Consider the following 21,406-nt stretch of genomic DNA (forward strand, 5'->3'; position numbering starts at 1 on the left):
ACAATTTACGAAGCGTACCGCACATACTCATGCTTAAAATAAGACCGCACCCGATCCGGCATCGCTGCAATGCGCTTCATGCAGGTGCGCGCTTTTTCAAGCAGTGCGGTGGCCGTCTTCGCGATCGGACCGGAGCGAATCGTCGTCTTCAGGTCGCGGTTCAGATATTCGTCGGGATTGAGCTCAGGCGCATACGGCGGAAGGTAGAACAACTCGATCTTCTCGGCGTTCTGCGCCACCCACTCGGTCACCCGCTTGGCGCGATGCACACGCAAGTTGTCGACGACCAGGAACACCTTGCGCTGTGCATCCTGGATCAGATCCTTCAGAAAGACGATGAAACGATCGGCGTCGATCGCGCCCTCGAAGAACGAGAAACGCACCAGCCCCTGGTTCGTGATGGCCGAGATCATGGAGGTCGATCCATGGCGACCCGCCGGGAGCCGAAGCTCCGGCGTCACCCCGGCCATCGAGTAGCCGCGTACCCAGTGCGAGTCCTGGCGGATCGCGGTCTCATCACCCCAGTAGATCTCGGCATCCTCGGCTTTCGCACGCGCGGCGATCATCGGATACGTCTCCTTGTACCAAGCGTTGAACAGATCCGGATTCTGCTCAAGGGCACGCTTGACCGGGCGCTGCGGCGTGAAACCCCAGCGACGAAGGTACTCGCCCACGGTGCGAATCGGCATCTCGATTCCGAACAGTTCCTTGACGGCGAGCATGACGGCACGTCGATTCCACAGTGCAAACTCAAGTTTCAGTTGCGCAGGGTTCGAACCGATGATCTTCAGCCTCAATTGCTCTTCCTGAACCAGCGTCAGTGTGCGACCCGAACCGTGTCGCCGGCCCCGCTGCCCGCCTTGGATGACCGCATCGACACCACTCGCCCCAGCGCGGCGAGCCCATTTCAATACCGTACCCACATGCACGCCAACCACCTCGGCAATGTGCACCCACGAGTAACCCTGCTGGCGAAGGACAAACGCTTGGCGGCGAATGTGTTCGAGCGCTTCTCGCGGAAGCTTTCTGGCATCGACTTTTTCCATGCCCCAATTATATCAGAACCTATTTAATTGCCGGGTTAATAGCCGCTTCTTTGCGGTATTTGTATCAATTTTCGCATTGCAGCGGGCATGAAATGAAGTCACGATAGAATGCCGTCATTGCAGCACGAAGTATGTGAAATGGAACATCTTGCAGGCGCGCCGCACCTCCGGCGTACAAGAAAAGACGTGGCGATGAGCCTCCGTGCGCATGCCGGGAGAGTTCTCTTTCCGGGATTCTGCGTGCTGTTCTACCTGTCGGGGATTTACCAGATCCCGTTTGCTGATATTTCTGCAGTGTTGATTGCACAGGCCAAGCACCTCATCTTTGGGATGATGATGCTGGCGATGGCGGCGGTCATCGACTGGAAGCGAGTTCGGTTTTGTCCGTTTGCGATAGCGTGCATGGTGTGGGTGCTTCTGCATGTCGTAAATTTTGTTGTTCGGATCGATCCGGTCGGGATCTATGTTCAGCGGCTCGGGCAAGCGGCGTTTATCTGGCTCTTCGTGACGCTGGTGTCGCAGTCAGGGAAGGATTGGCTTGCCAGTCTGTCCGCCTGGTACTCCGCACGACTTGTCGCCGTTGCTTGTGCCATCGTCTCAGGCGCCGCCTTTCTTCCGGAGGTGTCGGCCAGCCTGACGAACGGCTTCGGCAACAATCGCGTGAACTTTTCGATCTGGCTGTCGCAGTTTGTTTTTCTGAGCTTGATGCTTATCCTGCCTCGTGCCGACAAGGTGTCGGAGATGGGGTGGCGCGTTCTTTTCCTTGTGACGCCGGTGCTTGTCTTGCAGACCTTCTCGGGTGGTCGCTCCGGCTTGCTCGCGTCCTGCCTTCTCGTTTTGTGGTTCGCTGCACGGTATGCAGGTGTTCGTGGGTTTGTCATGGCGCTTGCCTATCTTGGTCTCGTCGTCCCAGTTGCGGCGGCGGTAGCTCCCGCCCCGGATCTTGTTGCCGGAACCCACGTGTTTCGGGCGCTGCGGCCGGAGGGGGCTGGCTGGCTGGCATGGCTTGATCGGTTGTCCAGCTACCGAATCGGCATTGCGGCGAGCGCCCTGGAAACGCTTGATGCTGCGGGCGCTCTGTCGGGCGTTGGCGTGGGGAATTTCAAAGGCTGGGCGATCGGTGGTTACTGGCAGGTTCACAACATCTATATCCGGACACTCGGCGAGTTCGGTGTTGCTGGTCTGGTAGTGCTGGTATACATCCTGACTCGGCCGTTCATGGTGCATCGCGGCGTTGTTTGGAAGGATCCTCGGTTGGCGTTTGTCGCAGTTTGCATGGTTGTCGGGATGCTGCATCCGGACTTTCTCCTGACCGCTATCGGAACGTGCATGATCTACTGGCTGTGTTTTGCGTCGATGATCCGGGAGGCGTCTGTCCTGCGTCTCGCTGGTGGAACCCCGCAGCCAAAGATCCGCTGAAACGCGGGAAGTCGTTCGTTGGCTAGGTACAATGTGCGACCGAATAGGCAAGAGCGAAGTTGATGCGTGTACTGGTTGTCGGCGACTGGCATTCCGAATTGCATGAAGAGGTGGTTTTTCGGGCGTTGAGCCAGTTGGGCCACGATGTTCACGGATTTAAGTGGCACCACTATTTCTCCGCATTGCCTGGTTGGGTTGGCCGAGTGCGTCATGTTCTTCAGCGGCTTCAGGATAAGTTCGTCTCAGGCCCGTTGCTATCGCGGATCAACCGGGACCTTCTCATATGCATCGAGCGTCTCAAGCCCGAAGTGATTTTTTTCTATCGAGGCACGCACGTAACCGCTGCGACATTGCGGGAAATCCGTAGGCAAGTTCGGGGGGTCGTCCTCGTTGGGTACAACAACGATGATCCCTTTGCCCCGCACCAGCCGCGGTATCTTTGGCGCCATTTCCTCAAGGCTGTGCCCGAATACGATCTAGTCCTGGCTTATCGGCATGCCAACCTGCCTGAGTATCGTGCTGCGGGTGCTCGACGAGTGGAGTTGTTGCGCTCGTGGTACGTTCCCGAGCGTAATCATCCGGTGACTCTGTCGGCCGATGAGCGTGAGCGGTTCGAGGCGGACGTGGTGTTTGTTGGTCATTACGAACCGGATCAACGGATCGACTATCTAGAAGAGATCGTTCGGCAGGGGTTCCGGTTGCGCTTGTTCGGGCCGGGTTACGATTGGAATCCGGTGATTCGGCGCTCGCCGTGGCTGCGGGACCAAATCCCGGTTCAGTTGGTGTGGGGCGAGGACTACAATCGGGCGCTTTGCGGCGCGAAGATTGCGCTGTGTTTCTTCTCGAAGCTCAATCGCGACACCTATACGCGACGGTGTTTTGAAATCCCTGCGACCCGCACCCTGATGCTGTCAGAGTACTCCGACGATCTGGCGACGCTGTTCGAGCCCGGTGAAGAAGTGGCGCTGTTTGCCACTCGCGATGAGATGATGGCCAAGATCCGTGAGTATCTCGCCGACGATGCGCTTAGAAGCGCTGTCGCGCACGCAGGATGTCAACGCGTGCTTGAGGGGCGGCATGATGTTGGCTCACGGATGGAAGATGTTATGGCATGGGTATCGTCCATCCAGGGCGGGCAAACGAAACAAGAATCTGTTGAGGCTTAGGAATGTTGCTACGTTGGATAATCGATCGAACCGTTTCGGTCTTGGGATTTGCGCTTTCCGGGCGGAAAGTGACGGCCGGCCCGGTGTCGGACGACGGGAAGATCAAGGTCAATATGGGCTGTGGTCTCGCCATTGCGCCAGGTTGGATCAACGTTGACGCCAGCTTGAATGCCTTGTTTGGCGGTGCGCCGTCAGACGTGCTCAGGCTCTTGTACCGCACGACCGGCGCGAGTCGATACTACAGTCGTGAAGACTACTGCCGACTCCTCGGTGAGCATCGGTTCGTGTTTCACGACCTCGGGCGTAGCCTCCCGTTTCACGAGAGATCAGTCGATTTCTTCTACTCGTCGCACTTCTTCGAACATCTTTTCAAGAAAGATGCCGAGCGATTGCTTCGGGATTGCCACCGCGCGCTCCGCGACGGCGGTGTGATTCGGATTGCGGTGCCGGATCTGGCCTACGCTGTATCGTTGTACCAAGTTGGCGATGTAAAGAAGATGCTCGACGACTACTTCTTTGTTGATGACTTGTCGAGCTATCTGGCGCGTCACAAATACATGTATGACTTCGAGTTGCTGGCAGAGGCGCTCGCGCGGGCAGGCTTCCGCGACATCAAGCGCTGTGCTTATCGGGAAGGACTAACGCCGGATATCGATACGCTCGACAACAGGCCAGACGAAACTTTGTTTGTCGAGGCCGTTCGCTGATGCGCGCTTGGGGCGTTTGCCGGTATTTTCGAGGAGACGGGGGCGTGCATGCAGGATGAGTCAGTCTTGATGCGGCAGTTGCGCCGCTTTGGTTTTGAATCCAAAGCATGGGCGATGCGGCGCTTTCATTGCCCTGTTAACCCAGATGCGCTGGTGCTTGAGGTCGGCTCCGGCGGCAATCCCTATCCGCGGGCCAATGTCTTGCTCGACGCGTACGAGACTACGCGTGAACGTCACTGGGCGCCCTTGAGTGCAGATCGACCGACCGTTCTCGGTTTTGTTGAAAACCTGCCGTTTCGTGACCAGGTTTTTGATTTTGTCATTGCTGCTCATGTGCTTGAGCATTCCACTCAGCCCGAGCAGTTTTTGAGCGAATTGCAGCGGGTCGCGCGAGCGGGCTACATCGAGGTGCCTGATGCGTTTCTCGAGCGTGTGAATCCTTATCGCGATCACCGTCTTGAGATCACGTGTCGCGATAATACCTTGTTAATTTGGAAGAAGCCGTCTTGGCGTCCCGAGAAGGACATTGTTGAACTCTATGAGGACCGCGTCAAATCGGTGATGACCCGCTCACTGGTGCCTAGGCATCCCTTCGAGTTCCACGTGCGTTACTACTGGGAAAACAAGATTGCTTATCGGGTAATCAATCCTGAGGTAGATGCCGCCTGGGCGCCGCCCGAGAGCGCGCCGCATGGTGGTGTGGCAGGTGGCGTGCGTGCCCAGGTGAGGGATTTTCTTCGTTGGGGCTTGTCGCAGCGGCGTCGGAACGCCAGCATCGTGCTTGACCCATTGCTACGGTGCCCGACCTGCCTTGGCGAGAGCCTGACCCGATCGTCCGAATTGATCGTATGCGCACAATGCAACACCGTCTATCCGGTCAGGCGCGGTATCCCGGTGATGAATGAGGGGGCGGCCGCGTGACTGATGTAGTGCGCACGCGGGGGCTGCATTTGGGCATTGATGCGTCGAACATCCGCCTCGGCGGTGGCCTGACGCATCTGTCCCAACTCCTCGCCGCCGGAGACCCCGGCGGTGTAGGCATTGAACGGGTAACTGTGTGGGCCTGCGCTGGCACAGCGGCGCAATTGCCAGAGCGTCCCTGGCTTCGGATTCTTAGTCCTGCGTGGACAGAGGCGTCGATGTTGCGTCGCGGCGCTGGCCAACAGCGAAGGCTTCCAGCTGCGCTGCAAGCCGAGCAATGCGATGCGTTGTTTTCGCCAGGGGGAACCTTGCCTGGGCGATGCCCGGTGCCAAGCGTGACCATGTCGCAGAACATGCTGCCGTTTGAACCGAAAGAGGCCCTGCGCTTTGGTCGGTTCAGTCTAATGCGCTTGAAAATGCGTCTGCTTAGAGCGACTCAGGGACGGTCGTTTCGCCAGGCTGACGGCCTTATATTTTTGACCCGGTATGCCCAGGACGTGGTGAGTGCGGCATTGGGCGGGCTGCGCGCCCAGAAAGCCTTGATTTCCCATGGTGTCGAGCCACGATTTTTTTGCAAACCTCGCTCACTCCGCGCGCTTGCAGAGTGTTCGCCAGAGGCCCCTTTTCGGGTGCTGTATGTGTCGATCATGATGCCTTACAAGCACCAGATTGAAGCGGTACGGGCAGTAGGTCGGTTGCGCGGCCAAGGAGTTCCGATCGAGCTATCGCTGGTCGGCGCGCTTTGGGGGCAGTACGGTGCTGCCGTCAAGGCGGAGTGTGAGCGCCTGGATCCGCAACATACGTTCCTGCATGTGCTCGGTGCGTTGCCGTTCGCCGATCTCCATCGGCGCTATGGTGAAGCCGACGCATTCCTGTTTCCGTCCAGCTGTGAAAATCTGCCGAATATCCTGCTCGAGGCCATGGCGGCGGGATTGCCGATTGCTAGTGCACGCAGTGGACCGATGCCGGAGGTTCTGGGCGACTCCGGCGTGTATTTCGATCCGACGTCCGACGCAGAAATGGCCGCCGCCGTGCTGACGCTGGCCGAAGACGTGGATCTGCGCCAAACGCTGGCGGCGAACGCCTATGAACGGGCTCAGGCCTATTCGTGGGCGAGATGTGCTGAGCAGACGTTTGCATTCATTGCGCAGGTTGCCAATGAGGCTGCGCGATGAAGTTACTGGTGGTGTCCCAGTACTTCGCGCCAGAGAACTTCCGCATTAACGATCTGGTCGCCGGCATGGTGGCGCGGGGGCACCAGGTGACGGTGCTGACCGGTCAGCCGAACTACCCGCAAGGACAGTTCTTTACCGGCTACGGCTGGCACGGACCACGAGATGAAACGCTATGCGGTGCCGAAGTGGTGCGCGTCCCGCTGATGCCGCGTGGTGCGGGTGGCGGGCTGCGGCTGATGCTGAACTACCTGTCTTTTGTCGTGACCGGCATCTGGGGCGCCTTGTTTCGCCTGCGCGGCGATTTCGATGCCATCTTTGTCTTTGAAGTGTCGCCCGTGACCGTCGGCATTCCCGCGATGGTCGCCAGTCGGCGGTTTCGTGCGCCGGTGCTGTTCTGGGTGCTGGATCTGTGGCCAGAGTCGCTGGAGGCTACGGGGGCGATCCGCCATCGTGGGGCATTGGCGCTTGTTGGTCACGGTGTTCGGTGGATCTATCAGCGTTGCGCGCGGGTGCTAGTGGCATCGCAGGCCTTTATGCCTTCGGTTGTCGAATTCGGCACACATCCAGCCGATGTTCGGTACTTTCCCAATTGGGTAGAGGGGGACTATCGCGCGGAGGCTGACTGTGAGTTGCCAGCTTTGCCCGCGGGTTTTCTGGTGATCTTTGCGGGCAATCTGGGTGCAGCCCAGGATTTGCCCGCGGTGTTGCGTGCGGCTGCCGCGACGCGAGACCTGACGGATGTGCATTGGGTGTTTGCCGGTGACGGTCGAATGGCAGGCTGGGCGCGTGAGGAGGTGATTCGCTTGAGTCTGCGTGACCGTGTGCACTTCCTCGGTCAGCTTCCTTCCGCGAAAATGCCAGCACTGTTTGCTCGGGCGGCGGCGCTGCTGGTGAGTCTTCGACCGGAGCCGATTTTCGCGAAGACCGTGCCGGGCAAGGTACAGTCTTATATGGCCTCGGGCCGACCGATGCTGGCCATGCTCGATGGCGAAGGTGCGCGCCTGGTAAACGAGGCGGGTTGTGGGTTGGCCTGTGCGGGGGGCGACTCCGAGGCATTGGCCGCGCATGTGCGTGCCTTGCGTGGCATGGACGAGGTGCAGCGCGAGGCGATGGGGCGTGCCGGTCGGGCGTATGCGGACGCCCATTTTGATCGGGATCGTTTGTTCGACCAGCTGATCGGCTGGATCGATGAAGTGGTGAGGGAGCAAGCGTGCAGCAAGACGAATTGAAAGACCTTTTCGAAGGCAAGACGGTTTTGATTACCGGCGGCACCGGTTCTTTCGGGAACGCCTTCCTGCAATACCTGCGGCCTTTTGGCTGTCGCGAGGTGCGGGTTTTTTCGCGCGACGAGCTCAAGCAGGAACATATGCGTATCTCCCTGGCCGATCCGAGCCTGCGCTTCTACATTGGCGATGTGCGGGATCGTGCGAGTGTCGATGCGGCCATGCTGGGTGTCGACTACGTGTTCCACGCGGCCGCGCTCAAGCAGGTGCCGTCGTGCGAATTCTTTCCGATGCAGGCGGTCCAGACCAACATCTCCGGCAGCCACAACGTAATCGAATCGGCGATCGTGCATCGGGTCAAGCGTGTGGTGTGTCTGTCTACCGACAAGGCGGTGTACCCGATCAACGCCATGGGCATGACCAAGGCGTTGATGGAGAAGGTGACGCAGGCGGCCGCACGGGCCAATTTCAGTGGCGACACGGTGCTGTCGAGCGTGCGCTACGGCAACGTGATGTGCTCGCGCGGCTCGGTGATTCCGCTGTTCATCAAGCAGATCCGTGAAGACAAACCGATCACCGTGACCGTGCCGGAGATGACGCGCTTCTTGCTTGCGTTGTCCGAGGCGATCGCACTGGTGGCCTTCGCTTTCAAGCATGGCAAGCAGGGTGACTTGTTCGTGCGCAAGGCGCCTGCATGCACAGTGGCGGATCTGACCACCGCGCTGCAGAACATGTTCGGGGCGACTGCCCCGGTCAAGGTGATCGGTATGCGCCACGGCGAGAAGCTCTACGAAACGCTGGCCACGCGCGAGGAACTGGCGCGTGCGCAAGACATGGGCGACTACTACCGGGTGCCGATGGATGACCGCGACCTGAACTATGGCAAGTACTTCACCGAGGGAGATACCCGAGAGCCCGAGATCGATGACTACACCTCGCACAACACCGAGCGCCTTGATGTGGCAGGCGTAGAGCGCCTGTTGCGTTCGCTGCCCGAGGTGCAGGCTGAACTGGTGGCGGCGGGGCGCGTATGAAGATCGGCATCACCGGCGCGGAGGGGCTGCTCGGCTTTCACTTGCGCGCGCGCTTGCAGGCGCTGGGTGGCCATGAAGTCCGGCTGGCGAACCGGGCGACGTTTTCGTCGGAGGCTTCGCTGGACGCCTTCGTCAGTGGCCTCGATGCACTGGCCCATTTTGCCGGCATGAATCGCGGCGACGAGGACGAGGTCGAGGCGGTCAATTCGGCCTTGGCCGAGGCACTCGTGGCGGCCATGGTCCGGACGCGTTCGGCGCCAACCGTCGTGTTTTCCAACTCGACCCATGTGGACCGCGACACCGGCTACGGTCGTGGCAAACGGCGTGCGGCAGAGGTGCTGGGCGCGTGGGCGACTGACTGTGGCGCAAACTTCACAGACCTCGTTCTCCCGCACGTGTTCGGCGAATTCGGCAAGCCATTTGCCAACTCGGTGGTTTCGACGTTTTGTTGGCTGCTGGCCAATGGCGAGACACCTGAAATCCATGTGGACGGGCACCTCGAACTGGTTCATGCCCAGGTGGTGGCAGAGCGATGCCTGAGCGCCATCCAAGCCTGCGAGAGCGGGCGCGTCCGTATGGCTGGCGAGCCGATCCAGGTCAGCGGGCTGCTTGAGCGGCTGACTGCGTTGCAGGCGCAATATGGTGCACAGATCATGCCGGCGCTGAGCGACTCGCTGACGCTTCGCCTGTTCAACACGCTGCGCTCATATCTCTTTCCCAAGCACTATCCGGTAACTCTGCAGTTGCATACCGACAACCGTGGTTCACTGTTCGAAGCGGTCAAAACGCACCAGGGCGGGCAGACCTTCTTGTCGACCACCCGCCCGGGCATCACGCGCGGCAATCACTACCATTTGCGCAAGGTCGAGCGTTTCCTGGTCGTCAGCGGCGATGCCGAGATCTGTCTTCGCAAACTGTTTTCAGACGAAGTCGTCCGCTTCCGGGTTAGCGGTGAGGCGCCGTGCTACATCGACATGCCGACCTTCCATACCCATTCGATCACGAACGTGGGCAACACGGAGGTGGTGACCTTGTTCTGGGCGAACGAGATTTTCGATCCGGCCGATTCGGACACCTATGCGGAGGCGGTAGAAGCGTGAACAAGCTCAAAGTCATGACGGTGGTGGGCACGCGGCCGGAAATCATCCGGCTGTCGCGTGTCATGTGCTGCCTCGATCGGTTCGTCGATCATGTGCTGGTGCATACCGGTCAGAACTATGACTACGAGTTGAACCAGATATTTTTCGACGACCTCGGCCTGCGCAAGCCCGACCATTTTCTGGATGCCGTCGGCGGATCTACCGCGGAGACCATCGGCAACGTGATTGCGCGGGTGGATCCGGTGCTGGCGAGCGAGGCGCCTGATGCTGTCTTGATTCTTGGCGACACCAATAGCTGTCTGGCAGCCATTGCGGCCAAGCGGCGTCATATTCCGGTCTTTCACATGGAAGCAGGGAATCGCTGCTTCGACGCACGGGTGCCGGAGGAGACCAATCGCAAGATCGTCGACCACACGGCCGACATCAACATGCCCTACAGTGATATCGCGCGCGAGTATCTGCTGCGCGAGGGGCTGTCACCGGACCGCATCGTCAAGACCGGCAGCCCGATGTTCGAAGTGTTGTCGCACTACCGTCCGCGGATCGAATCCTCTGGCGTTGTTGATCGGCTCGGGCTGAAGGATGGCCACTATTTCGTCGTCAGTTGTCATCGCGAAGAAAACGTCGACGCCCCGGAGCAATTGCTGCGTCTGGCAGACGCGCTCAACAGCCTGACGCGCGAGTACGGACAGCGCGTGATCATGTCGACCCACCCGCGTACGCGCAAGCGGCTCGAGGCTGCGGGCGTGGCACTCGATCCGCTGGTCGAGTTGATGAAGCCGCTCGGCTTCTTTGACTATGTAAAGCTGCAGATGGCGGCCCGTGCAGTGCTGTCTGACAGTGGCACTATCTCTGAGGAGGCATCCATCCTCAACTTCCGCGCGCTGAATATTCGCGAGGCGCACGAGCGGCCCGAGGCCATGGAGGAAGGTGCCGTCATGATGACCGGCCTTAGCTGGGGGCGCGTTCGTCAGGGCCTGGATATCCTCGAGGCTCAGCCTCGCGGCAGCGAACGTTTGCTGCGCCTGGTGGGTGACTACGCTATGCCCAATGTGTCCGACAAGGTTCTGCGTGTTTTGCTCAGCTACACCGACTACGTGAATCGTACGGTGTGGCGCAAGGCCTGACCGTCATGCGGGTTCTTGTGACCGGCGCCAGCGGGTTTGTCGGGCAGGCGGTGATCCGACGTTTGCAGCGAGACGAGGGCGTTGCGGTGCGCGGTGCCTTCCGCACGCTGCCTGCATCGGCGTTTGACGGCATCGAAACCAGCCCGGTCGGCGATCTCGGGCCCCATACGGACTGGCGAGGCGCCCTGGTCGATGTCGACCTAGTGGTCCACTGCGCCGCCCGCGTGCACGTCATGCACGACACCGAAGCCGACCCGCTGGCCGCCTATCGGCGCAGCAACGTCGAGGGAACGTTGCATTTGGCGCGATCGGCGGTGGCGGCGGGATGTCGGCGCTTTGTCTTCATCAGCTCCATCAAGGTCAACGGCGAGGCGACAGTGCCGGGGGAGCCGTTCTCCGAAGCCAGCGCACCCGCACCCCTTGATCCGTATGGTGTTTCCAAGCTGGAAGCCGAGCAGGGGCTATTCGCGTTGGCGGAGGAAACGGGGCTGGAGGTGGTTGTGGTGCGACCGCCGCTGGTCTATGGCCCAGGCGTGAAAGCCAATTTCCGGTCCATGATGCGTTGGTTGCAGCGCGGTGTGCCGTTGCCGTTTGGTGCCATCGACAATCGGCGCAGCCTGGTCGGCCTGGACAATCTGGCGGATCTGGTGGTGTGCTGCGCGACGCACCCGGCGGCGGCCAATCAGGTGTTCCTGGCCGGGGATGGTGAGGATCTGTCGACCTCCGAATTGTTGCGGCGTGTCGCCCGCGCCCTGGGGCGACCGGCGCGGTTGTTGCCGGTGCCGGCCGCATGGATGTCAGCCGCGGCCCGGCTAGTGGGGCGCCAGGCCTTGGCGACGCGCTTGTGTGGCTCGCTTCAGGTGGACACGAGCAAGGCGCGGACCGTACTGGGGTGGCAGCCTCCCGATACTGTGGACGAGGGTCTGCGCAAGACGGCGGTCGATTTCCTCGCCCGTCTCAAGTAGCGCGTTGCGTGGTTTGGATGAAAACGATTCCCTGATGAGTGCCTGGTTCTTGCCCCTGATCGTGGTCGGTGCCTTTTTCCTGACCGGCAGGCTGCGCCGCTATGCCTTGGCCCGCAGTCTGATGGACGTACCGAACGCTCGCAGTTCGCATGTGGCCCCGACACCCCGTGGCGGTGGCGTGGCCATCGTGCTGTGTTTCCTCGGGGTTCAGCCGTTGCTCGTGGCGCTCGGGGCGTTGAACTCAGCCGGCGCGTGGGCGATCGGCGGTGCCGGGGCGCTGGTGGCGCTCATCGGTTTCCTCGACGATCACGGCCATATCGCGGCGCGCTGGCGCCTGCTGGCCCACTTCGGGGCGGCGGTCTGGGCGCTGGTGTGGTTGCAGCCGCTGGGCATCGTGCCGGCCGGCGTGTCCGGCAGCCTCAGTGGCGTGCTCATGGTGCTGGCGGCGTTGTATCTGGTGTGGATGCTCAATCTCTACAATTTCATGGATGGCATCGACGGCATTGCCAGCGTCGAGGCCATCTGCGTCTGCGTGGGCGGGGCGCTGCTCTACTGGCTGCACGGCGCCAGCGCCGCGGCCTTGGTGCCCTTGTCGCTGGGCGGAGCGGTGCTCGGATTTCTGGTGTGGAACTTCCCGCCGGCGAAGATTTTCATGGGCGATGCCGGCAGCGGCTTTCTCGGCATCGTGCTGGGCATCCTGTCGTTTCAGGCGGCGGCGGTCTCTCCGTCTCTGTTCTGGAGTTGGACGATCCTGCTCGGTGTGTTTGTCGTCGATGCAACCTACACGCTCTTGCGGCGGCTGTTCCGGGGCGAGCGGGTGTATGAGGCGCATCGCAGTCATGCCTACCAGCAGGCATCGCGTCGGGCGGGCCGGCATCTGCCTGTGACCTTGACGGTCGGGGCACTCAATCTGCTCTGGCTGCTGCCTGTGGCGGTGTGCGTGGCCCTGGGGCTGTTGGCTGGTTGGGTCGGGGTGCTCGTTGCCTACCTGCCGTTGGTATTTTTGGCGGTGCGTTTGCGTGCCGGGGCGCCGGAGAGGGCCGCCGCGCCATAGTGCTGCTGACGTTTGAGGGGCTTTTCCGATGTCCGGGGTGGTTGCGGCGCAACATGCCGATATAATGGGCGGCATATCCGCCGGTGCCGTATCAGGTCAGTCTTTGCATGACACGCACCCGCCACAATCGACGCTCTGATCATGCCCATTCGTACTGTCCTCATCGTTCTGTTCGACTTGGTGACCGCCGCCGTGGCCTGGTCGGCCGGCTTTCTGCTGCGCTTCAACTTCGAGTGGCCTGTGGGCTATGGCACGAAGTTCACCCTGAGTCTGTTGATCCTGCTGGTGGTGCACGCGGCCGCCTGCCGCTGGGCGGGCCTGTACCGGGGCATGTGGGTGTTTGCCAGCCTGCCGGATCTCAAGCGGGTGCTGAAGGCCGTCGGTGTCTCGTCGGTGGCGCTGCTGGTGATGCTGGCGGCGGATCGCACTCTGCCGGGCATACCTCGCTCGATGATGATCCTGTACCCCTTGCTGCTGATCACCATCATGGGTGGTGGCCGAGCCACCTGGCGGATGTGGAAGGAGCATCGCCTGTATGGCGATCTGCGCGCTGCCGGCAAGCCGGTGGTGGTGGTCGGGGCCGGCACGGGCGGCGCCATGCTGGTGCGCGAGCTGGAGCGTAGTCCGGACTGGCGGGTGGTGGCGCTGGTCGATGACAACCCGGCCAAGCAGGGGCTGGAACTGTATGGCTGCCCGGTGGCCGGTGCGGTCAGCGAACTGCCGCAGGTGTTGAAGGACTTCAAGGCCCAGCATGTGATCTTGGCCATGCCCTCGGCCGCCGGTGAAACCTTGCGCCGGGCAGCGGATCTGGCGGTGCGTGCGGGTGCCCACACCTTCACCGTGCCCGGGCTGGAGGACCTCATGAGCGGCAAGGTGGCCATCAATGCCATGCGCCCGGTGGAGATCGAAGATCTGCTCGGCCGCGAGGCGGTGACCATCGACTCGGCGGATGTAGGCGCCATGATCGGCGGCAAGACGGTGCTGGTCACCGGGGCTGGCGGCTCGATCGGCAGCGAGTTGTGCCGCCAGTTGGCCAAGTTCTCGCCGGCGCGGCTGGTGCTGTTCGAAGCCAGTGAATTCGTGCTTTACACCATCGAGCAATGGTTTGCCGGTCACCAGCCTGGGGTACATATCGTGCCGCTGGCGGGCGACGTGAAGGATGCGCAGCGGCTCGACGAGATCTTTGCCGAATGGCAGCCGGCGTTGGTCTTCCATGCCGCGGCCTACAAGCATGTGCCGTTGATGGAAGTCGGCAACGCCTGGCAGGCGGTGCGGAACAACGTGCTGGGCACCTTGCAGGTGGCGCGCTGCGCGCAGCGTCATGGCGCGGAGCGCTTCGTGCTGGTGTCGACCGACAAGGCGGTGAATCCGACCAATGTGATGGGCGCCACCAAGCGCCTGGCCGAGATGGTGTGCGAGGCGCTGCATATGCAGGGCGGCGCGACGCAGTTCGAGATGGTGCGCTTCGGCAACGTGCTGGGCAGCACCGGCAGCGTGATTCCGAAATTTCAGGAGCAGATCGCCCGTGGCGGCCCGGTGACGGTGACGCATCCGGAGATCACCCGCTACTTCATGTCGATCCCCGAGGCGGCGCAGCTGGTGTTGCAGGCGGCGAGCATGGGGCGCGGCGGGGAGATCTTCGTGCTCGACATGGGCGATCCGGTGCGCATCGTCGATCTGGCGCGCAACATGATCCGTCTCTCGGGCTATTCGGAGGACGATATCCGTATCGCGTTCACCGGTTTGCGGCCGGGCGAAAAGCTCTACGAAGAGTTGCTGGCCGATGCGGAAGAAACCCGCGAGACGCCGCATCCCAAGCTGCGCATCGCGCGCTCCCGCCCGGTACCCGCGGATTTCCTGGCAGCGCTTGACGCTTGGCTGGCCTCGTCGGGGCCGGTGGCCGACGATGCGGTGCGCCAGGGCCTGCTGCGCTGGGTGCCGGAGTATGCGCCGGCCCATGGGCGACCCGCGCTCAAGGTGGTGGCGGGGGCCTTGGCCGGTGGCGACGTTCGACGGGCCTGATATCGGTGGCGACCTATGTGATCGGCGACGTCCAGGGTTGCCATGATTCGTTGCTCGCGCTGGTGACCAAGATCGGTTTTCGGCGCACGCGCGACCGCCTGTGGTTTGTCGGCGACATCATCAACCGCGGGCCGAAGTCGCTCGAAACACTGCGCGCCATCCGCGGGCTCGGCGAGGCGGCCACGGTGGTGCTCGGCAATCATGATCTCTACTTGCTGATGGTGGCGGCCGGCTGGCGCAAGCGCGGCAAGGACGACACCCTCCAGCCGATCCTCGATGCCCCGGATGCCGACAATCTGCTCGACTGGCTGGCGAGCCGGCCGCTGATGCATGTCGAGGGTAGCTTTGCCATGGTGCATGCCGGCCTGCTGCCGCAATGGACCATCCCGCAGGCGCGGGCGCTGGCGGGTGAGGTTGAAGCCGTCCTGCAGGGGGCGGGGCGCCAGACCTTTCTCGCCGACTTGGCGGGCAACACACCGGCCGAGTGGTCCGACGCGCTCACCGGGCAGGACCGTCTGCGCTGCATCGTCAACGCCATGACGCGGATGCGTTTTTGCACGCCGGGCGGGGAAATGGAATTCAAGCACAAGGGGCCGCCCTCGAATGCGCCGGCCGGCGCCATGCCCTGGTTTTGCGTGCCTGGCCGCCAGCACGACAGTCACACGGTGCTGGCCGGGCACTGGTCGGCCCTGGGGTTGCACATCGGCCCCGGGTTTGTCGGGCTGGATACCGGCTGCCTGTGGGGCGGCAAGCTCACCGCCTATCGCCTCGAGGACGGCAAGGTCTTTCAGGTGGCGGCGGTCGAAGCGGGCAAGTGATCGCTCAGGCGGCTGCGCGCTCGGCCGCCGCCAGCATCTCAGGGGCGACGCGGGCGGCGATCGCCGCATGGGCGGCGTGGGCGATGTCGCGGCGGTTGGCGGCGGTCGTGGGCAGCGCAGGCAGCACGGTCAGATGCACCTCGATGCATGGCGCGGCAGTGATCGCCGACAGGCTGTCCATGAAGCTCAGGTCGCCATCGTAGGCCGCAGCACGGGTGAAGGCGCCGTCCGGCGTGCGGTAGCACACGGCGAGCGGCTGCACCGGCTGGCCGGCATTGATCGCCGGCTGCAGCAGGGCGGCATGAAAATGCTGCACATGCGAGCCGTCGGTGGTGGTGCCTTCCGGAAACAGCGCCACGTGGCGGCCAGCGGCCATGCGGGCGGCGATCTCTTCGTTGATGATGCGGGCGTGTCCGCGGCTGCCCCGCTGCAGGAACACCGTCTCGTTCATGGCCGCCAGCCAGCCGATCACCGGCCACTGGCGCACGTCGGCCTTGGAGACGAAGGCGCTCGGCGAGAGCGCATTGATCGCGAAAATGTCGACCCACGACACATGGTTGGCGATCAGCAAGGCCGGGCGGGCCAGTTCGACGCCGTCGACACGCATCCGAAACCCCAGCAGCGCCAGCAGCCCCTTCGACCAGCGCTGGCGCAGGCGACCGCGCCGCGGCAGCGACAGCCAGGGAAACACCAGCGCAGTGGTCAGCACGCCCTGCAACAGGTGCAGGGCGAGGCGGGTGTAGCGCCAGCCGCGGCGCAGGGCAGAGGTGGTGGTCGGGTTCAGTCGTCGCGTCCCATGAAGTGCTTGGCGTACTTGGCATCGAGCCGACCCATCGGCATCAGGATGGGCAGGTCGGCCACGTTGAAATCCGGGTCCCAGGCCGGCTCGCCGCACACCCAGGCACCGGCGCGCAGATAGCCCTTGATCAGTGGTGGCGCTTCGGTGTCCAGGTCGCCGCGCAGCTTGTCCAGCGGCAGCGCGGCGCGCGGAAATACGCGGTACTCAAGCGGTGCCAGGTGGGTGTGGCGCAGCTGATTATAAAAGCTGGCCGCGCGGTGGCCGCCGTCGGCCATGCTCACCGACGCGCAGCCGATCAGCGTGTCGTAGCCGTTCTCGCGCATGTAGCGGGCCAGGCCCGACCACAACAGCGCGATCACGGCGCCCGAGCGATACTCGGCGTCGATGCACGAGCGGCCGATCTCGACCATGCGATGGCGCAGGTGCAGCAGGCGCGTCAGGTCGAACTCGTTCTCGGAGTAGTAGCCGCCCACGCGGCGTGCTGCGGCCGGCGGCAGGATGCGGTAGGTGCCGACGATCTTGCCATGGTCTTCGTCGCGCACGATCAGGTGCTCGCAGAAGGGGTCGTAGATGTCGCGGTCGACGCCCGGCGTGCGGGTGTCGAGGCGGGCGCCCATTTCATCGGCGAACACGCGGTAGCGCAGTTTCTGCGCTTCGACCACTTCGGTGTCGCAGGTCGCCAGACCGACATGGAGGTTGCGGCGGCGACGCTGGGCGGTGTCCTGGCGTTTGTCGAGCATGAGGTGCTCTCCGGCTGTGATAACGGTGGCCACTGTAGAAAGCCGAGGTTGCGCTCGCGTGACACCGGTTTTACCGCCAGGTGACAGTCGCCGGGCCGGCGTGGTGGCGTCGCATGTCATGGCAATGTCACGACGCTGTCACACGGATGTCGCCCGGCCGCGCGACAGTCGCCGCCATGGATGCGAGCCCCCTTTCTTTTGTAGAACTGCCCGCCGATGCCGACCGGCTGCGCGTGGCGGTGGTGACCGAAACCTATCCGCCCGAGATCAACGGCGTTGCCCTGACCACCGCCCGGGTGGTCGACGGGCTGGTCAAGCAGGGCCACAGCGTGATGCTGGTGCGACCGCGGCAAGGCGCCGACGATGTACCGGCGCAGGAGGCGCGCTACGAGGAGATGCTCGCTCGTGGCCTGCCGATCCCGCGCTATCCGCACCTCAAGATGGGGCTGCCGGCGCGCACCGCCTTGATCCGCCTGTGGTCGGTACGCCGGCCCGACGTGGTGCTGGTGGTCACCGAGGGGCCGCTGGGCGGGTCGGCCCTGGCCGCGGCGCGCAAGCTGCGCCTGCCGACGATCACCGAGTTTCACACCAACTTCCATAGCTACAGCACCTACTACGGTGTGGGCTGGCTGAAGACGCCGGTCAAGGCCTATCTGAGGCGCTTCCACAACAAGGGCGAACTTTGCCTGGTGCCGACGCGGGCGCTGGCCGAGTCGCTGCAGCAGGACGGTGTGCGGCAGATCGAGGTGGTGCCGCGCGGCGTCGATACGGCGCTGTTTTCGCCGACGCGCCGCGACGAAGCGCTGCGTGCCAGCTGGGGAGCCGAGCCGCACACGCTGGTGGTGGCGGTGGTCGGGCGGCTGGCACCGGAGAAGAACCTGAGCTTGGCGATCCGTGCCTTCGAGGCGATCGTGCAGCGGGTGCCCGAGGCCAAGCTGCTGTTCGTCGGCGACGGGCCCTCGCGCGAATCGTTGGCACGCCGCTATCCGGAGCACTGCTACGCCGGCATGCGCACCGGTGAAGATCTGGCCGCGCATTACGCGTCGGCCGACCTGTTCCTCTTTCCCAGCCTCACCGAGACCTTCGGCAACGTGACCACCGAGGCGCTCGCCAGCGGCTTGCCGGTGGTGTGCTTCGACTATGCCGCCGGCGCCGAGCGCGTGCGCAACGGACACAACGGCTGGCTGGCTCCGGTGGCGGACGAAGACGCCTTTGTCGAGGCCGCGTTGCGGGTCGCCGGTGACCGCGGCGCACGCCTGGCGATGGCCGCCAACGCCTGCCAGAGCGTGCAGCACATCGGCTGGCCGGCCGTTGCGGCACAGATGACACAGGTGATGCGCGGCATCATCAAGCAGCACGAGGTGCGCCACGGCCTGTGGGTGCCGGGCTGAGCGGGCGTGCCGGGCGTCGCATGCGCCAGGCGGACTATAATCACGCTTTGCCCTTTGAGCGGAAGCGCCCATGTCCATCCTCGTCTGCGGTTCGGTGGCCTACGACACCATCATGGTGTTCCACGACCGCTTCAAGAACCACATCCTGCCCGACCAGATCCACATCCTGAACGTCGCTTTCCTGGTGCCCGACATGCGCCGCGAGTTCGGTGGCTGCGCCGGCAACATCGCCTACAACCTCAAACTGCTCGGCGCCGATCCGCTGATCATGGCCACCGTGGGCGACGACGCGGCGCCCTACCAGGCGCGTCTGGCGGCGCTCGGCCTGCGTACCGACCATGTGCGGCAGGTGGCCGGCAGCTTCACGGCGCAGGCCTTCATCACCACCGACGTCGATGACAACCAGATCACCGCCTTCCACCCCGGGGCGATGAACCATTCCCACGAAAACCGGGTCTCAGACGCCAAGGACGTGCGCTTGGGCATCGTCGCTCCGGACGGGCGCGACGGCATGCTCGGTCATGCGCAGCAGTTTGCCGAGGCCGGCATCCCCTTCGTCTTCGACCCGGGCCAGGGCCTGCCGATGTTCTCCGGCCCCGAGCTCGAAGCCTGCCTGGAGATGGCCAGCTACTGCGCGCTCAACGATTACGAGGCGCGCATGCTGAGCGAGAAGACCGGCCGAACGATCGAGGATCTGGCGCGCGATGTCGACGCGCTGGTGGTGACCCTCGGTGCCGAGGGCTCACAGATTTATGTCGAAGGACAACGAATCGACATCCCGTGCGTTAAAGCAGATGCCCTGATCGATCCGACCGGGTGCGGCGATGCCTTCCGCAGCGGTCTGCTGTACGGCATCGCCAACGGGATGGACTGGGAAACAACCGGGCGGCTGGCCTCGGTGATGGGCAGTGTCAAGATTGCCCACCGCGGCGGCCAGAACCACCGCCCGAGTCGTGATGAGATTGCCGAACGCTATGCGGCGGCATTTGGAGAGAAGCCATGGTGATGAATTGGATTCAACGTAACGCGCGGGCGCTGCTGCTGGCCTCGGTGGCCCTGATCGGCGTGTCGGGCTGCGCCAGCAACCTGACTGGTGACACCTATTCGCGCGCCGAAGCGCGCCGGGCGATGGTGGTCAAGTTCGGCACCGTGCAGTCGGTCCGCTATGTCAAGCTCGAAGGCACCAAGACGCCGATCGGCACGGTGGCCGGTGGCGCCATCGGCGGCATCGCCGGCAGCACCATCGGACGTGGCAAAGGATCTGCGGTCGGCGCCGTACTCGGCGCCGTGGCCGGCGGCCTGGCCGGTTCGGCGGTCGAAGAGGGCGTGACCCGGTCGCAAGGCGTGGAAGTGACCGTGCGCATGGACGACGGCCGCTATCTGGCCGTGGTGCAGGAAGATGCCGGCGAGGGTTTCCGGACCGGCGAGCGGGTGCGCATCGTCCAGGACGGCGGCACCATGCGGGTAAGCCGCTAAGGCGGTGTGCCGCGGGTGCTGCTCAGCCGAGCAGCACCAGGGCCCAGACCACCACGAGATTGACCAGGGCCAGCAGCACGGCGGCGCTGCCGATGTCCTTGGCGCGCTTGGCCAGCGGGTGCCGCGCCAGCGACACCCGGTCCACCTCTGCCTCGATCGCCGAATTGATCAGCTCGACGATCATCACCAACAGCACGCTGCCGACCAGCAGCGCCTTGCCGAGCCCGGTCGCCGAACTCAACAGCGCGACCGGGATCGCCACCGTCGCCAGTGCGCACTCTTGGCGAAATGCCGCCTCGTGACGAAAGGCGGCGGCCAGTCCGGCGCAGGAATAGTGGAAGGCATTGACCAGGCGGCGAAGACCCGTGGCGCCCTTGCTCGGAGGATCGTCCGGCGTGTCGGCCTTGCGCGTCATGCCTACGGATAGAAGGCGTAGAGGCGGTAGCCCGAGGCGTTGACGTTGTCGGCCGTGAAAGCCACGCGTGCCATACGCTCGCTCTGAGGGGCAAAGCCGGCGGCATCGTCGGCGGCCGAGCCGAGCCACTCCTGCGGTGAAAACACCCGGCGCACCAGTGCCCTGTCGCGCACATCGGTGAGTGTCAGCTCCAGATGCGGGAAAGCCATGGCGGTGGTGGCCCGGTTGCGCAGCGTGGCTGTCAGCTCGAACAAGGCGTCGGCATTGGGCAGGCGGTTGAGGTCGGAGGCCTCGATGCCGATCTGGCTCGCATCATGCGGCAAGGCCATGTCGCAGCCCAGGTTGGCGCACAAGGCCTCGATGAAGGGGCGACTGGCGGGGAACTGGTCGATCAGGCGTTGGCGATAGGTCAAGGCCAGCTGCGCGGCCAGTGCCGCCAGCAACACACCGACGATCAGGCTCATCAGCCACGGACTGCGTTTGCGGGCCGGTGGAAGACCGGCCAGTGCGGATGTTTCCGGGGTGGGCGCCGCGAAGGGAGGCGTTTCAATCCGCGCCGGCGTCTCGGCTGACGCGTCGTCGGGCGAGGCGTCCGTTTCGGTAGAGGGCATCCGCTCGTCGACAGGTGCAAAAAAGCCGTCATCGGCTTCCAGCGCCTCGATCGTGATGACATCCTCTTTGTCGGCTTCGGCTTCGGCTTCGGCTTCGGCTTCGGCTTCGGCTTCGGCTTCGGCTTCGGCTTCGGCTTCGGCTTCGGCTTCGGCTTCGGCTTCGGCTTCGGCTTCGGCTTCGGCTTCGGCTTCGGCTT

General features: G+C 63.4%; 21 protein-coding genes. 16 read left to right on the plus strand and 5 right to left on the minus strand.

Annotated elements, in window-relative coordinates; translation table 11 throughout:
• Positions 1–5: 5 nt before the first annotated feature.
• Positions 6–1,046 (minus strand): IS630 family transposase, encoded by a 1,041-nt coding sequence (locus I8J34_RS14155; protein WP_214362263.1) that lies wholly within the window; start codon positions 1,044–1,046, stop codon positions 6–8.
• A gap of 240 nt (positions 1,047–1,286) precedes the next feature.
• Here I8J34_RS14155 and I8J34_RS14160 point away from each other — a divergent pair, with 240 nt between their 5' ends.
• The 13 genes from I8J34_RS14160 to I8J34_RS14220 all read left to right on the plus strand — a co-directional run bounded on the left by I8J34_RS14160 (position 1,287) and on the right by I8J34_RS14220 (position 15,777).
• Complete coding sequence (locus I8J34_RS14160; protein WP_214362264.1) at positions 1,287–2,465, plus strand: O-antigen ligase family protein; 1,179 nt, start codon at positions 1,287–1,289, stop codon at positions 2,463–2,465.
• Positions 2,466–2,527: 62 nt separating this feature from the next.
• Positions 2,528–3,631, plus strand: coding sequence for a CgeB family protein (locus I8J34_RS14165; protein ID WP_214362265.1), 1,104 nt, complete (start codon positions 2,528–2,530; stop codon positions 3,629–3,631).
• Positions 3,632–3,633: 2 nt separating this feature from the next.
• Positions 3,634–4,338 carry a class I SAM-dependent methyltransferase gene (locus tag I8J34_RS14170; RefSeq protein ID WP_214362266.1) on the plus strand — a complete coding sequence of 235 codons (705 nt, stop codon included), beginning with the start codon at positions 3,634–3,636 and terminating at the stop codon, positions 4,336–4,338.
• Positions 4,339–4,386: 48 nt separating this feature from the next.
• Positions 4,387–5,259, plus strand: a complete 873-nt coding sequence (locus I8J34_RS14175; RefSeq protein WP_214362267.1) for a methyltransferase domain-containing protein — start codon at positions 4,387–4,389, stop codon at positions 5,257–5,259.
• 341 nt (positions 5,260–5,600) lie between these two features.
• Positions 5,601–6,434: a glycosyltransferase gene (locus tag I8J34_RS14180; RefSeq protein ID WP_230411844.1), complete on the plus strand. Its 834-nt coding sequence runs from the start codon at positions 5,601–5,603 to the stop codon at positions 6,432–6,434.
• Complete coding sequence (locus I8J34_RS14185) at positions 6,431–7,663, plus strand: glycosyltransferase family 4 protein (protein WP_214362269.1); 1,233 nt, start codon at positions 6,431–6,433, stop codon at positions 7,661–7,663. Before I8J34_RS14180 ends, I8J34_RS14185 begins: the two co-directional genes overlap by 4 nt.
• Entirely contained in the window at positions 7,645–8,691 is a 1,047-nt protein-coding gene (locus I8J34_RS14190; protein ID WP_304513405.1) for a polysaccharide biosynthesis protein, read from the plus strand. Before I8J34_RS14185 ends, I8J34_RS14190 begins: the two co-directional genes overlap by 19 nt.
• Positions 8,688–9,791 (plus strand): polysaccharide biosynthesis C-terminal domain-containing protein, encoded by a 1,104-nt coding sequence (locus I8J34_RS14195; RefSeq protein ID WP_214362270.1) that lies wholly within the window; start codon positions 8,688–8,690, stop codon positions 9,789–9,791. Before I8J34_RS14190 ends, I8J34_RS14195 begins: the two co-directional genes overlap by 4 nt.
• Positions 9,788–10,918 (plus strand): non-hydrolyzing UDP-N-acetylglucosamine 2-epimerase, encoded by a 1,131-nt coding sequence (wecB, locus tag I8J34_RS14200; protein ID WP_214362271.1) that lies wholly within the window; start codon positions 9,788–9,790, stop codon positions 10,916–10,918. The genes I8J34_RS14195 and wecB overlap by 4 nt, the downstream gene beginning before the upstream one ends.
• Positions 10,903–11,883 (plus strand): UDP-glucose 4-epimerase family protein, encoded by a 981-nt coding sequence (locus I8J34_RS14205; RefSeq protein WP_230411839.1) that lies wholly within the window; start codon positions 10,903–10,905, stop codon positions 11,881–11,883. Before wecB ends, I8J34_RS14205 begins: the two co-directional genes overlap by 16 nt.
• Positions 11,884–11,932: 49 nt before the next feature.
• On the plus strand, positions 11,933–12,937 hold the full coding sequence (locus tag I8J34_RS14210) for an MraY family glycosyltransferase (RefSeq protein WP_230411840.1): 1,005 nt from the start codon (positions 11,933–11,935) through the stop codon (positions 12,935–12,937).
• Between the two features lie 141 nt (positions 12,938–13,078).
• Complete coding sequence (locus tag I8J34_RS14215) at positions 13,079–14,959, plus strand: polysaccharide biosynthesis protein (protein WP_214362273.1); 1,881 nt, start codon at positions 13,079–13,081, stop codon at positions 14,957–14,959.
• Positions 14,960–14,964: 5 nt separating this feature from the next.
• Positions 14,965–15,777, plus strand: a complete 813-nt coding sequence (locus I8J34_RS14220; protein ID WP_214362274.1) for a symmetrical bis(5'-nucleosyl)-tetraphosphatase — start codon at positions 14,965–14,967, stop codon at positions 15,775–15,777.
• A 4-nt stretch (positions 15,778–15,781) separates the two neighbouring features.
• On the opposite strand, the gene I8J34_RS14225 is transcribed toward I8J34_RS14220, so the two are convergent.
• Both I8J34_RS14225 and I8J34_RS14230 read right to left on the minus strand, forming a co-directional pair.
• On the minus strand, positions 15,782–16,486 hold the full coding sequence (locus I8J34_RS14225; RefSeq protein ID WP_230411841.1) for a lysophospholipid acyltransferase family protein: 705 nt from the start codon (positions 16,484–16,486) through the stop codon (positions 15,782–15,784).
• A 71-nt stretch (positions 16,487–16,557) separates the two neighbouring features.
• Positions 16,558–17,316 (minus strand): GNAT family N-acetyltransferase, encoded by a 759-nt coding sequence (locus tag I8J34_RS14230; protein WP_214362275.1) that lies wholly within the window; start codon positions 17,314–17,316, stop codon positions 16,558–16,560.
• A gap of 176 nt (positions 17,317–17,492) precedes the next feature.
• Here I8J34_RS14230 and I8J34_RS14235 point away from each other — a divergent pair, with 176 nt between their 5' ends.
• The 3 genes from I8J34_RS14235 (at position 17,493) to I8J34_RS14245 (ending at position 20,183) form a co-directional block, all read left to right on the plus strand.
• On the plus strand, positions 17,493–18,707 hold the full coding sequence (locus I8J34_RS14235) for a glycosyltransferase family 4 protein (protein WP_230411842.1): 1,215 nt from the start codon (positions 17,493–17,495) through the stop codon (positions 18,705–18,707).
• Between the two features lie 70 nt (positions 18,708–18,777).
• Complete coding sequence (locus I8J34_RS14240) at positions 18,778–19,713, plus strand: carbohydrate kinase family protein (protein WP_214362277.1); 936 nt, start codon at positions 18,778–18,780, stop codon at positions 19,711–19,713.
• Complete coding sequence (locus I8J34_RS14245; RefSeq protein ID WP_370661890.1) at positions 19,713–20,183, plus strand: outer membrane lipoprotein; 471 nt, start codon at positions 19,713–19,715, stop codon at positions 20,181–20,183. The genes I8J34_RS14240 and I8J34_RS14245 overlap by 1 nt, the downstream gene beginning before the upstream one ends.
• 22 nt (positions 20,184–20,205) lie before the next feature.
• Here the strand turns inward: I8J34_RS14245 and I8J34_RS14250 are convergent, their stop codons facing one another.
• Both I8J34_RS14250 and I8J34_RS14255 read right to left on the minus strand, forming a co-directional pair.
• On the minus strand, positions 20,206–20,598 hold the full coding sequence (locus I8J34_RS14250; RefSeq protein ID WP_214362279.1) for a diacylglycerol kinase: 393 nt from the start codon (positions 20,596–20,598) through the stop codon (positions 20,206–20,208).
• 2 nt (positions 20,599–20,600) lie between these two features.
• Positions 20,601–21,406: DUF3426 domain-containing protein (locus I8J34_RS14255; protein ID WP_214362280.1), on the minus strand; the 806-nt coding region annotated here is incomplete at its 5' end.

This window comes from Denitromonas iodatirespirans (assembly GCF_018524365.1).
GTDB classification, from domain to species: Bacteria; Pseudomonadota; Gammaproteobacteria; order Burkholderiales; family Rhodocyclaceae; genus Nitrogeniibacter; species Nitrogeniibacter iodatirespirans.